1 protein-coding gene (running past one end of the window) is annotated in these 15081 nt (G+C 75.4%); it reads left to right on the plus strand.

What is annotated here, in order from left to right; translation table 11 throughout:
• Nucleotides 1-15081 carry the 5' portion of an amino acid adenylation domain-containing protein gene (locus ACSMXR_RS34975; RefSeq protein WP_473170769.1) on the plus strand. It continues 2541 nt past the right edge of the window, so 15081 of the gene's 17622 nt are visible here — the first part of the coding sequence; the start codon lies at nucleotides 1-3; the stop codon falls past the right edge of the window.

A 15081-nucleotide genomic window follows, 5' to 3' on the forward strand; every position in this document is an offset into this window, starting at 1 on the left:
ATGAGTACCCACCGCGAACGCCTGCCGCTGACCGAGGCCCAGCTCGGTCTCTGGTCCGCGCAGCGACTCGACCCGGCGAACCCCGTGTATCTCACCGCGGAGTACGTCGAGCTGACGGGACCGCTGGACGAGCGGGCGTTCACGGCGGCCGTGACCCGGGCCGTCGGCGAGGCCGACGGGCTCTCCGTACGCCTCACCGCCGACGGCGACGACGTCCACCAGGAGACCGGCGCGGTCCCTCCGGCCGGCCCCGACGTCCTCGACCTGCGCACCGCCGACGACCCGCACACCGCCGCCCTGACCTGGATGGAACAGGAGCGCTCCACCCCGGTCGACGTCGAACGCGGCCCGCTCTACCGCCACACACTGCTGCGCACCGGCGACGAACGATGGCTCTGGTACCACCGCTGCCACCACATCCTCCTCGACGCCTACGGCTACGCCCGCCTCGCCGAACGCGTCGCCGAGCTGTACGGCCACGCACGCGCGGGCACCGAAGCTCCGGCGGCCTCGTTCGGCTCGCTCCGCGACGCGATCGAGGAGGACCGGCGCTACACCGGTTCCGAACAGCACACCCTCGACGCCCGGTTCTGGCAGGAGCTGCTGGCCGACCGGCCGCACCCGCCGACCCCGGCCCGCACCGCACCCACCCGCATCGCCCCGCGCCCCCTGCGCAGCCGCCTGACCCTCGGAGCCGAGGACGCCGAACGGCTCGCCGCGTTCGCCCAGCGGTCCCGCGCCACCTGGCCGGAGGCGGTGACCGCCGCGTGGGCGCTGTATCTGACCCGGCTCACCGACGCACCCGAGGCCGTCATCGGTCTGCCCGTCAGCAACCGCACGGGCAGCGTCCTCGCCCGCACCCCCGTCACCGCCGTCAACGTCGTCCCGCTCCGGGTCACCGTCGACGAACGCGAACCGGTCGGCGACCTCCTGCGCCGCATCACCCGCACCCTGCGCCGCCAGCGCCGCCACCAGCGCTACCGGGGCGAACAACTCCGGCGCGACCTCCAGCTGTTCGGGCACGGCAGACGGCTCGTCGGCCCCCAGCTGAACATCAAGCCGTTCACCACCGAACTCGCCTTCGGCGACTGCGCGGGCGCGGTCCACTCCCTGGCCGCCGGAGCCGTCGAGGACCTCAACGTCACGGTGAACGGACGGGGCGGCCCGGACACCGGGCTCACCGGTCTGGACCTCGTCCTGGACGGCAGCCCCGAGCTGTACGGAGCCGAGGAGCTGGACGCCCACCTCCACCGGTTCGCCACCCTCCTGGACCGGCTCTCCCGCGCGGAACCCGACCTCCCGGCGGCCCGCGTCGGATTCCTGGAGGAGGCCGAACACCGGCGCGTCCTGGAGGAGTTCAACGCCCCCGCCGACCAGGACGCCGAAGCCGCCCCGGCCCCCGGCCTCACTGAGGGCTTCGCCGCGCAGGTCCGCCGTACCCCGCACGCGGTGGCCCTCCGCCACGGCGACGCCCACCTCACCTACGCGGAGCTGGCGGACCGGGCCGACCGGCTGGCAGCGGTCCTCCGGGCCCGGGGCGCGGGCCGGGGCAGCCTGATCGCCGTCGCCCTGCCCCGGGGCGAGGCGCTCCTGGTCGCACTGCTGGCCGTGGCGTCGGCGGGAGCCGCGTACGTACCGCTGGACCCGCGCTACCCGGCCGACCGGCTCCGGCACATGCTGGCCGACAGCCGGCCGCTCCTGCTGCTCACCGACCGGGACCACCCGTGGGGCGCGGACCTGCCGCTGCTCACCGTCGCCCCGGACGGAACGGTCCCCGGCGCGGAGGCGGCCGCGACCCCGGGAGTCGGGGCCGACGCTCCGGTTCCGACGGCGGAGGCCGGCCCGGGCGACCCGGCCTATGTCATCTACACCTCCGGCTCCACCGGCCGCCCCAAGGGCGTCGTGGTGCCCCGGCAGGCCCTCGCCAACTTCCTCACCGCCATGGGCCGGCTGCTCGGCCTGTCCGGCGAGGACCGCCTGCTCGCGGTCACCACCGTCTCCTTCGACATCGCCGCCCTCGAACTCTTCGTCCCGCTCCTCGGCGGGGCCACCGTGGTGCTCGCGGCCGACGACGACGTACGCGACCCCTTCGCGCTCGCCGCACTCGTCCGGTCGAGCGCACCCACCGTGATGCAGGCCACCCCCTCGCTCTGGCGCGTCCTCGCCGACGCCGCCCCGGACGCGCTCGGCGGCCTGCGGGCGCTCAGCGGCGGAGAGCCGCTGCCCGCCGACCTGGCGGACATCCTGACCCGGCACGCGAACGGGCTCGTCAACCTCTACGGGCCCACCGAGACCACCATCTGGTCCACCGCCGCCGTCCTCGGCCCCGGAACCCCGCCGCACGTCGGCCGGCCCGTGCGCCGCACCCGCGCCTACGTCCTGGACCGCATCCTCGCCCCCGCCCCCGTCGGCGTGACCGGCGAACTGCACCTCGCCGGGGACGGGGTCGCCGACGGCTATCTCGGCCGCCCCGCGCTGACCGCCGAACGCTTCGTCGCCGACCCCTACGGCACACCCGGCGGCCGGATGTACCGGACCGGCGACCTGGCCCGGTTCCGCGCCGACGGCACCCTGGAGGTGCTGGGGCGCGCCGACCACCAGGTCAAGATCCGCGGCCACCGCGTGGAGCCCGGCGAGATCGAGGCCGCCCTGCTGGCGCACCCCTCGGTCGCGGAGGCCGCCGTCACCGCCGTCCCCACCCCGGGCGGCGACCTGACGCTGGCCGCGTACTGCGTTCTCACGCCCACGGAAGCTCCCGTCCGCCCGGACGTTCCTGTCCGCCCGGACGTTCCCGTACCTACGGGGCACGAGCCCGCTCGTACGGAGAAGGAGCGTGCCGCCGAGATCGGGGCGGGCGGCGACGGCCGCTGGGCCGATCCGCTGCGCGCCGCGCTCGCCGAGCAGCTTCCCGAACACCTGGTGCCCAGCCACTTCGTGGCGCTGGACCGGCTGCCGCTGACCCCGAACGGCAAGACCGACCGGGCCGCGCTGCCCGCCGTCGGGCCCACCGCCCGCCCCACGGCGGGCCGCGCCCCGCGCTCCGGGGCGGAGTCGCTGCTGTGCGAGCTGTTCGCCGAGGTACTGGGCCGGAGCGGCGCCGCGCCCGACGACGACTTCTTCCTCCTCGGCGGCCACTCGCTGTCCGCCGCCCGGCTGGTGACCGCACTCCGCTCCCGTACCGGGGCCGAACTGCCCGTCCGCACGGTCTTCGACCACCCCACCCCGGCCCGGCTGGCCACCGCCCTGGAAGCGGCCGAGGCCGCCCGGCGTCCGGCCGGGGCGCTGTCTCCGCTGACCCGGCGGCCCCGGCCCGAGCGCCCGCCGCTCTCCTTCGGGCAGCGGCGGCTGTGGTTCCTCGCCCGCAGCCAGGGAGAGGACGGCTCGTACAACATCCCGCTGGCCCTCGACATCACGGGCCGGCTCGACCCGGCCGCGCTGCGCCGCGCGCTCGTCGACGTCGTCGCCCGCCACGAGATCCTGCGCACCGTGCTGCCCGTCCACGACGGCGAGGCCTGGCAGCAGGTGCTGGACACCGCGTCGGCGGAGCCCGGACTCGATGAAGTCACGGTGCCCGAGGACGAGTTGGCGGGCCGCATCGCGGCGGAGGCGGCGAGGCCCTTCGCCGTGGAGCGCGAAACCCCGCTGCGCGCCGTGCTGTTCACCGCGACGACCGAAGCCGGGCCCGAGGGCGGTGCACCGCTACGGGCCGTGCCCGCGGCCGGTGGGCCCGTCCGGCAGACCCTGCTGCTCGTCGTGCACCACATCGCCGCCGACGAATGGTCCCTGCCGCCGCTCCTCGACGATCTCGCCGCCGCCTACACCGCCCGGCTCTCCGGCGCCGCCCCCTTGCTGCCGCGCCTGCCCGTGGACCACGCCGACTTCACGCTCTGGCAGCGGGACGCCGTGGCCGCGAACGAGGAGACGGACGCCGAGCACTGGCGCACGCGGCTGAGCGGAGCCCCCGAACAGCTCACCCTGCCCTGGGCCCGGCCCCGGCCCGACCGGACCGGCGGCCCCGCCCGTACCCACGACTTCGTCCTCGACGCCGAACTGCACCAGCGGGTACGGGCGGTGGCCCGACGCACCCGCACCACGACCTTCATGGTGCTGCACGCCGCGTTCGCCGCCACCCTCTCCCAGCTCGGCTGCGGCGACGACCTGGTCATCGGCACCCCGGTCGCGGGCCGCGACGACGAGGCGCTCCGCGACAGCGTCGGCTTCTTCATCAACACCCTGCCGTTGCGCACCACTCTGCACGGCACACCCAGCTTCCTCGACCTGCTGGAACGGACCAGGCACGACGACCTCGCCGCCCTCGCCCACCAGCGCCTCCCGCTGGAACGCATCGTCGCCGAGATCAACCCGCCCCGCCTGCCGGGCGTGAGCCCGCTGTTCCAGGTGCTGTTCGCCGTACGGGAGGAGTTCCCCGACCGGCCCGTCCTGCCCGGCCAGACCGGCCGGCCCCGCCTCGTGCCGACCGGGACCGCCAAGTTCGACCTCCAGTGCACCATCAGCGAGGACCCGGCCACCGGCCGGGCGACCGGGCAGCTCGAATACCGCACCGAGCTCTGGGACGCCTCCGCCGCCGACCGCTTCGCCCGGACGCTGCTGCACGTCATCGACCAGGCCACCGACGCCCCCGAACGCCCCGTCGTCACCCTCGCGACGGCCCCCGGCGCCCTCCCCGGCGCGGCGTCCGCCACACCCGAGCCGCGCCCCGTCCCGGCCACCTCGCCCGCCGAACTGTGCGCCGCCCAGGCCGCCCGCACCCCCGCCCGCACCGCCCTGGTCAGCGGGGCCGACGAGATCAGCTACGCCGAACTCGACGCGCGCTCCGCCCGGCTGGCCCGGCTGCTCGCCGAACGCGGGGCCGGCCCCGGCGTCCTCGTCGGCGTCAGCCTGCCCCGGGGCGTCGACCTCCTGGTCACCCTGCTCGCCGTCGGCCGCACCGGAGCCGCCCACCTCCCCGTCGACCCCGACTTCCCGGCCGACCGCATCCGGCTGCTGCTGGCCGACGCCGCACCGGCCCTCCTGGTCACCGACCGCGCCACCGCCCGCTCCCTCGACACGGACCCGAGCACCGCCCTCCTCCTGGACGACCCCGCGACCGTGCGCGCCGCCGCCGACGCCGTACCGCTCGCACCCCGGCCCGCCCACGGCGACGCACCCGCGTACGTCATCCACACCTCGGGCTCCACCGGCCGCCCCAAGGGCGTCGTCGTCACCCGGGCCGCCGTCGTCAACTTCCTGCTCTGCCTGGCCGACACCCTCGAATTCCGCGGCTCCGAACGGCTCCTCGCGGTCACCACCGTCGGCTTCGACATCGCCGTCCTCGAACTGTTCCTGCCGCTGATCACCGGCGGCACGGTGGTCCTCGCCGACCGGGAACAGGTCCGCGACCCCGCCCTCCTCGCCGGTCTCATCGACACCGCCCGCCCCACCGTCATGCAGGCCACCCCCTCCCTGTGGCGAGCCCTACTGGACGCCCGGCCCGACACGGTCGACGGCCTGCTCGCCCTCGCCGGGGGAGAGGCACTCGCCCCCGACCTCGCCCGCCGGCTCGTCGCCCACGGCGCGGAACTCGTCAACCTCTACGGGCCCACCGAGACCACCATCTGGTCCACCTCCGGCGCCCTCGACGCGACGGCCGCCGAGGCCCCGCACATCGGCACCCCGCTGTGGAACACCCGCGCCCTGGTCCTCGGCCGGGGCCTGGTCCCGCTGCCCGCCGGAGTGACCGGCGAGCTGTATCTCGCGGGCGACGGACTGGCCCTGGGCTATCTGGGCCGCCCCGGACAGACCGCCGAACGCTTCACCGCCGAACCCGGAGGCCCGCCCGGGGCCCGTATGTACCGCACCGGCGACCTCGCCCGGCTGCGCACCGACGGCACCCTGGAGATCGTCGGCCGTGCCGACCACCAGGTGAAGATCCGCGGCCACCGCATCGAACCCGGCGAGGTGGCCGCAGCCCTCCGCGCCCACCCGGCGGTCGAGGACGCGGCCGTCGTCGCCCACCAGGACCCGTCCGACCCGGCGCCCCGCCTGATCGCCCACCTCACCGGACTCACCGGCACCCCCGAGGCCCGGGCGGCCACCGCGGCCCGGATCCGCGAGGAGCTGCGCACCGTGCTGCCCGGCCACCTCGTCCCGGACCTCTGCCTGCCGCTCGACGCCCTCCCGCTCACCCCCAACGGCAAGCTCGACCGCGCCGCCCTGCCCGCACCCCGGCCCACCGCCGCCCCCGCCGGACGCGCCCCGGCCGGACAGCGCGAGGAACTGCTCGCCGCACTCTTCGCCGATCTGCTCGGCCTCGAACACGTGGGCGCGGACGCCGACTTCTTCGCCCTCGGCGGCCACTCCCTGCTCGCCGCCCGACTGGCGGGCCGCGCCGCCGACGTCCTCGGCCACCCGCTGCCGGTCCGGCAGATCTTCGACACCCCGACCGTCGCCGCACTCGCCGCCCACTCCGCGCCCGCGGCCACCGCGCTGCCCGCGCTCGAACCCGTCGTGCACGAAGGCCCGTCGCCGCTCTCGCCCGCCCAGGCCCGGCTGTGGTTCCTGAGCCGGCTCCAGCCCGGCCCCGGCTACCACCTGCCCTTCGTCCTCACCCTCACCGGCGAGGTCGACCACGACGCCCTGACCGCCGCCGTCGGCGACCTCGCCGAACGGCACGCCGTGCTGCGCACCGTGTTCCCCGAGGCCGAAGGGGAACCGGCCCAGCACATCCTGGACCGCCCCGCACCCGTTCGCGTACGGCCCGTTCAAAGCCCCGAAGAGACAGAGGAGTTGCTCGCCGACCTCAGCGCCGAACCCTTCGACCTCGCCACCGAACCGCCCTTCCGCGTCACCGTCCTCACCGAGCCGGACCGCACCACCGTCCTGCTGCTCATCCACCACATCGCCGCCGACGAATGGTCCGTCGAACCGCTGCTCACCGACCTGTCCGCCGCCTACCGCGCCCGGCTCGCCGGAGACGCCCCCGAACTGCCGCCGCTCCTCGCCCACTACACGGACTACGCCCGCTGGCAGCACACCCTCCTGGACGGCGGCCACCTCCAGCTCCAGGCGGACTTCTGGCGGCACACGCTCCACGGCGCACCCGCCGCCCTCGACCTGCCCACCGACCGCCCCCGGCCCGAAACACCCACCGGACGCGGCGGATTCATCCCCTTCACCCTCCCCGACGAGGTCGTCGCCGGGCTGCGTTCGCTGGCCGCCGACGCCGGAGTGACCCCGTTCATGGTGACCCAGGCAGCGCTGTGCGCCCTGCTCGCCGGACTCGGCGCCGGGGACGACATCCCCCTCGGCGTACCGACCGCAGGCCGGGGCGACCGGCGTACGGAAGACCTGATCGGCTTCTTCGTCAACACCCTCGTCCTGCGCACCGACCTGTCCGGCGACCCGTCCTTCCGTGAACTCCTGGGCCGGGTCAGGGCCGTGGACCTCGACGCCTTCGACCACGCCGACCTGCCCTTCGAGCGGGTCGTGGAGGAGGTCAATCCCGAACGCGGCCCGGCCAACCCGCTGTTCCAGGTGATGCTGACCTACCAGAACCGCACCCCGGTCCCGTTCACCGCACCCGGCGTGGAGGCCGCGTTCACCCTGCGTGAGACGGACACCGCGAAGTTCGACCTCATCGTCGGGTTCACCGACCACCTCGCCGGCGGCTCCATCGACGGGGCGATCAACTACAGCGCCGACCTGTTCGACGCCGCCACCGTCCGGACGCTCGCCGACCGGCTGGTGACCGTCCTGGCCCGCGCGGTCGCCCGCCCCGACACCCCGATCGGCTCCATCGGCGTCCTCACCGCGGAGGAGGAGGACACCCTCCCGCACCGGTGGAACCCGACCGGCGACCACCGGGGCACCCCGTCCGTCCTCGACCGCTTCGCCCGCGCCGCCGCCGAACACCCCGGAGCCCCCGCCCTCACCCACGACGGCGACACCCTCACCTACGCCGAACTCGACAGCCGTACCAACGCGTTGGCCCGACTGCTCATCGCGTACGGCATCGGCCCCGAGGACCGGGTCGCCCTTCTGCTGCCCCGCTCCTCGACCCTCGTCGAAGCGGTCCTCGCCATCGCCAAGACCGGGGCCGCCTACGTCCCCGTCGACCCCGCCCACCCGCAGGACCGCATCGCCTGGACCCTCCAGGACGCCGCCCCCGCCCTCGTCCTCACCGACACCGCGACCGTCTCCAGCACCCCCGTCACCTGCACCGCCCCCGTGCTCGTCCTCGACGAGGAACCGCACGCCGGGAGTTGGCGGCGACAGCCGCACGGACCGGTCACCGACGCCGAACGCACCACGCCGCACCACCAGGACAACGCCGCCTACCTCATCTACACCTCGGGCTCCACCGGCCGCCCCAAGGGCGTCGTCGTCACCGGCCGCAACCTCGCCCGCCTCTTCGACGCCACCGCCGAGGACGCCTTCGGCCCCGACGACGTCTGGACGCTCTTCCACAGCTACGCCTTCGACTTCTCCGTCTGGGAGATGTGGGGCGCCCTCCTCCACGGCGGCCGCCTCGTCGTCGTCCCGCACACCGTCACCCGGTCCCCGGACGACTTCCTGGCGCTGCTGCACCACGAGGGCGTCACCGTCCTCAACCAGACCCCGTCCGCCTGCTACCAGCTCACCGAAGCCCTCACCGCCCCCGGCTCGCCCGGCCTCCCGCCCGCCCTGCGCCTGATCGTCCTCGGCGGCGAGGCCCTCGACCCCGCCCGCCTCGCCCCCTGGCTCCGGACCCCCGACGCACCCCGGGTGGTCAACATGTACGGGATCACCGAGACCACCGTGCACGTCACCACCCACGACCTCGCCCCCGACACCCTCGTCCCCGGCACCAGCCCCGTCGGCCGGGCCATCGACGACCTGCGGATCCACGTCCTGGACCGGCGGCTGCGACCCGTGCCGCCCGGCGTCACCGGTGAGCTGTACGTCGCCGGGGCCGGCCTCTCCCGCGGCTACCGGGGCCGCCACCCGCTGACCGCCGAACGCTTCGTCGCCGACCCGTTCGGCGCGCCCGGCACCCGGATGTACCGCAGCGGCGACCTCGCCCGCCGGTCCGCCGACGGCACCCTCCACTACCTCGGCCGGGCCGACAGCCAGGTGTCGCTGCGCGGGTTCCGCATCGAGACCGCCGAGATCGAGACCGTGCTGTGCGACGCGGGCGGCGCACGCGCCGCCGCCGTCCTCCTGCGCGAGGACCTGCCCACCGGACCCGGCCTCGTCGCCTACACCACCGGCGGCGTCCCGGCCACCGACCTGCGCGCGGCCTGCGCGTCCCGACTGCCGGACTACATGGTGCCGACCGCGTTCATGGACCTGGACCGGCTGCCGCTGACCGCCAACGGCAAGCTCGACCGGGCCGCCCTGCCCCTCCCGGACGCCGGCACCGCTTCGGACGGGCCGCCCACCGGACGCGCCCCCCGCACCGCACAGGAACGCCTGATCGCCCGGCTCTACGGCGAAGTACTCGGCCGCGCCCCGGTCGCCGTGGACGATGACTTCTTCGCCCTCGGCGGCCACTCCCTGCTGGTCACCCGCCTCGCCGGACGCGTCCGCGCCGAACTCGGCCTCGACATCCCCGTCCGGACCCTCTTCGAAGCCCCCACCGTCGCCGCGCTCGCCACGCGCCTCACCGGACTCACCCGCACCCGGGACGCCCGCGTCCCCGTGCTCACCCCGGCCGCCGAACGCCCCGGCCGGCTCCCGCTGTCACCCGCCCAGGCCCGGCTGTGGTTCCTCCACCGGCTCGGCGGCTCCGCCGTCACCTACGCCGTACCGCTGCTGCTGCGGCTGCACGGCCCCCTCGACGCGGACGCCCTCGGCCGCGCCCTCACCGCCCTCACCCGACGCCACGAGATCCTGCGCACCTGCTACCCCGAGCACGAGGGACGCCCGGTCCAGCAGGTGCTGCCCGAGGCCGCCCCCGTACCCCTGACGACCGCGCTCCTGGACGGCGAGAGCATCGAGGACGCGGCCCGGCGGCTCGCGGCCGAACCCTTCGACCTGGCCGACCGGCCCCCGCTCCGCGCCCACCTGCTCACCGGCCCCGGCGACGAACGGGCCCTGCTGCTCGTGGTCCACCACATCGCCTATGACGAGGCCTCCACCGGGCCACTCGTACGGGACCTCGCCCAGCTGTACGCCGTCGAACTCGACCCGGACCGTACGCCGTCACCCGCCCCCGCCCTCCAGTACGCCGACTACACCCTCTGGCACCGCGAGGCGACCGCCGCCCGGGAGGACGGGCTGCTGGCCTACTGGCGCACCGCGCTCGCCGGAGCACCCCAGGAGATCGCCCTGCCCCTGGACCGGCCCCGGCCCGCGGAGGTGGACGAACACGGGGACTCCGTGGAGTTCGCCCTCCCCGCCGACGCCCACCGGGCCGCCGTCCGCATCGCCCGCGAGGGCGGGGCGACGCTCTTCATGGTGCTCCAGTCCGCCCTCGCCGTCCTGCTCACCGCCCACGGGGCGGGCCACGACCTGCCGATCGGCACCACGCTCAGCGGTCGCGGCGAACCCGCCCTGGAGGAGCTGCCGGGCCTGATCGCCAACACCGTCGTCCTGCGCACCGACACCTCCGGCAGCCCCACCTTCGCCGAACTCCTCGCCCGGGTCAGGGCTGTCGACCTCGACGCCTTCGACCACGGCGACCTGCCCTTCGAACGGCTCGTCGACGCCCTCGCCCCGGACCGCTCGCTCTCCCGCCACCCGCTCTTCCAGGTCGCCCTGATCCACCAGAACGCCCCCGACCGCACCCACCCCTTCGGCCCCGGCACCGCCGAGGCGGAACTCGTCGAGACCCGCGCCGCCAAGTTCGACCTGACCCTCGCCGTCGTCGAGGAACCCGGAACTTACGGGCTGCGCGCCGCCCTCAACTACCGCACCGCCCTCTTCGACCGCCCGACCGTCGAAGCCCTCGCCCGCCGGCTGACCGCCCTCCTCCAGCGGCTCTGCGCCCACCCCGACCTGCCCGTGGACCGGGTGCCCGTCCTGGACGAGGCCGAGACCCGGCAGGTGCTCGCCGCCGCCACCGGCCCCGAGGCCGAACTGCCCGCGCGCACCCTCGTCGACCTGGTGCGCGAACAGGCCGCCCGCACCCCGGCCGCCGAAGCCCTGCGCGACGGCACCCGCAGCTGGAGCTACGGCGAGTTCGACACCGAGGCCGACCGGCTCGCCGGACTCCTCGCCGAACACGACGTCCGACGCGGCGACACCGTGGCCGTCGCCCTGCCGCGCTCCGCCGAACTCGTCCTCGCCGTCCACGCCGTCCAGCGCGCCGGGGCCGCCTACCTGCCGCTCGACCCGGACCTCCCGGCCGCCCGCATCAGCTCCCAACTCCAGGACGGGGAAGCGGTCCTGCTGATCACCGACCCGGCCGTGCCGTTGCCCGAGGACGCCCTCGACGGCCTGCCGGTCCTCGACATCACCGCCGACGAGGTGCCCCGCTTCACCACCGTCCTCGACACACCCCGCCCCGCCGACCCCGCCTACCTCCTCTTCACCTCCGGCTCCACCGGCCGCCCCAAGGGCGTCTCCGTGCCGCACAGCGCCGTCGCCAACCGGCTCCGCTGGGCCCAGGACGCCTACCGGCTCACCGACGAGGACCGCGTCCTCCTCAAGACCCCGGCCACCTTCGACGTATCCGTCTGGGAACTCTTCTGGCCGCTGCTCGCCGGGGCCACCCTCGTCACCGCAGGACCCGACGACCACCGCGACCCGGCCGCCCTCGCCCGGCTGCTCCGCGAACACCGCGTCACCACCGTCCACTTCGTGCCGTCGATGCTCACCGCCTTCACCGGCGTCGCCGCACCCGAGGACTGCGCATCGCTGCGCCGCGTCCTGGCCAGCGGCGAGACCCTGACCCCGGCGGCCGCCGACGGACTGCTGCGGCTCGCCCCGCACACCGAGCTCCACAACCTCTACGGGCCGACCGAGGCCGCCGTCGACGTCACCGCCCACCCCGTCACCGCCGCCGACATCACCGCGGGGCACATCCCGATCGGCCGCCCGGTGTGGAACACCACCGCCCTCGTGCTGGACGCACGGCTGCGCCCCGCCCCGCCCGGCGCGGCGGGCGAGCTGTATCTCGCCGGAGCCCAGCTGGCCCACGGCTACCACGGCCGCGCCGCCCTCACCGCGACCCGCTTCGTCGCCGACCCGTACGGCCCGCCCGGCAGCCGCCTCTACCGCACCGGCGACCTGGCCCGGCTGCGGGCCGACGGGGGACTGGAGCACCTCGGACGCGTCGACGACCAGATCAAGCTGCGCGGGCAGCGCATCGAACCCGGCGAGATCCGCGCCGCACTCGACGCCCACCCCGAAGTCACCGGCAGCGCGGTGGTGGCCCACGAGGACACCGCCACCGGCGCCACCCACCTGATCGGCTACGTCGTTCCCCGAGTCGTGTCCCGTGCCGTCTCCCGTGTCGACTCCCGTGTCGACTCCCGTACGGAGGAAGGCGCCGCGCTGCCCGCCGGTCTGGACGAACACCTCGCCGCCCGGCTCCCCGCCCACCTCGTCCCCACCGCCCTGATCCCGCTGCCCGCCCTGCCGGTCACCGCCAACGGCAAGCTCGACCGCGCCGCGCTCCCGGCACCCCGCCTCACCTCACCGGAGACGCGCACCGCACCCCGTACGGACGAGGAAGTGCGGCTCGCCGCCCTCTTCGCCGAACTCCTGCGGGCCGAACACATCGGCGTCGACGACAGCTTCTTCGCCCTCGGCGGCGACAGCATCCTGTCCATCCAGCTCGTCGGCGCGGCCCGCAAGGCCGGACTCGTCTTCACCCCGCAGGACGTCTTCCGCCACCGCACCGTCAGCGGCTTGCTCGCCGTCGCCGAACGCGCCACTCCGGCGGCCGGGCCCGCCGCCCTGCCCGTCGCACCGGACGACGCCGCCCCCGGCCGGCTCACCCCGCTCCAGGAAGGGCTGCTCTTCCTCTCCCAGTACGACGGCCCGGGCGCCACCGCCACCGGCGGCGAGCCGCTGGACGTCTACCACGTCCAGGTCGTCATCCGCCTCGCCGACGACCTCGACGGCGAGCGCCTGCGCACCGCCCTGCGCACCGTCGTCCATCGTCACGCGCCCCTGCGCACCGCGTTCACCGGCGACGAGGACGGCTGGACCCAGCGCGTGCGCGCCGACGCGGAACCGGACTTCGAGGAACTGGACCTGCGCCGACGCAAGCCGAAGGAGCAGGAGCGGCGCGCCGTGCGGCGGGCCGACGACGACCGCCGCCGTCGCTTCGACCTGGCGGCCCCGCCGCTGCTGCGCACCACGCTGATCCGCCGCTCGGATTCCTGCGAACTCGTGCTCACGGGACACCATCTGGTGCTCGACGGCTGGTCGTTGCCCCACCTCGTCCGCGAACTCCTGCACGCCTACGCGGACATCGAGCTGCCCGCCGCGCCGGACTACCCCCTCCACCGCTCCTGGCTCGACGCCCAGGACCAGCAGGGCGCCGCCGAGGCGTGGCGGGCCGCGCTGGCCGGTGTCGCCGAGCCCACCCGGCTCGTTCCCGACGACCCCGGCGAGCAGGAACTCCCCGACGAGCACACGGTGCTGCTCGACGCCGAACTCACTAGCCGGCTCGCGGCGTTCGCCCGGGAACGGGAACTCACCCTGAGCACCCTCACGCAGACCGTGTGGGGGCTGGTGCTGAGCGCCCACACGGGGCGGCGCGACGTCGTCTTCGGCACGGTCGTCTCCGGCCGGCCCGCCGAGGTGCCCGGTGTCACGGACATGATCGGCCTGTTCGTCAACACCGTTCCGGTACGCGTCACCGTGCGCCCCGACGAGACGCTCGCGGCTCTCGCGGCCCGTGTCCAGGACGAGTTCACCGGCCTGCTGCCGCACCACCACCTGGGCCTGGCCGAGATCCAGCGGGCCGCCGGACACGGCGTCCTCTTCGACACGCTCACGGCTCTGGAGAACTATCCGGCCGACGGCGTTCCCGCGCTCGCCGAGGCCACCGGCCTCGCCCTGGAGGGGATCCGGGGCCGGGACGCCACCCACTACCCGTTGACCTTCGCCACCGTGCCCGGCGAACGGCTCACTCTGCGCCTCACCCACCGCCCGGGGGCCGTCACCCCGGCCCGGGCGCGGGAACTCGCCGTACGTGTCGAACACCTGCTGCGCACGCTCGTCGCCGCACCGGACACCCGTATCGCCGCCCTCGACGCGCTGACGGACGCCGAACGCACGACGCTCACCGCCCACCGCGCCGGACCGCCCGCCCCCACCGCCCGCACCTGGGCGCGGCTCTTCGCCGAGCAGCGCGACCGACGGCCGGACGCGGTGGCCGTGGACGCGCCGGACGTCTCCTTGACGTACACGGAACTGGATGGTCGGGCACGCGAGTTGGCCGGTGCCCTGCGTGCGGCGGGGATCGGGGCGGGGCAGTCGGTCGCCGTGATCCTGCCGCGCTCGGTCGACCTGGTCGTCGCGCAACTCGCCGTCCAGCAGGCGGGCGCCGCCCATCTGCCCATCGACCCGGACTATCCGGAGGACCGCATCGCCGCGATGCTCCAGGACGCCCGCCCGGCGGGGATCCTCACACACGTGGCGCTCGCCGATCGCTACCCGGACGCGCTGCTCACGGACGCGCCGGTGGTCACGGGCACGGACGCGTCCCCGGCCGAGGACAGCGCGCCCGCCCCGGACACCGCCGTCACCCCCGACCACCCGGCCTACATCATCTTCACCTCCGGGTCGACCGGCCGCCCCAAGGGCGTGATCACCCCTCACCGGGGACTCGCCGCCCTCGCCACCGCCCAGGCGGAGCGGCTGGGCATCGACGACTCCGCCCGGGTCCTCCAGCTCGCCTCCCCGTCCTTCGACGCCTCCGTGATGGAGACGCTGATGGCCCTGGCGACCGGCGCCACCCTCGTCGTCCCCGAACCCGGACCGCTCGCCGGGCCGCTCCTCGGCGAGACGATCGCCCGCCGCCGCGTCAGCCACGCCCTGATCCCGCCCACCGCCCTCACCGGCCTCGAACCGGACGGCCTCGACTGCCTGCGCACCCTGATCGTCGGCGGCGAGGCGTGCACCGCACCGCTCGCCGCCCGCTGG

The sequence above is a fragment of the Streptomyces sp. DSM 106670 genome (assembly GCF_055792845.1).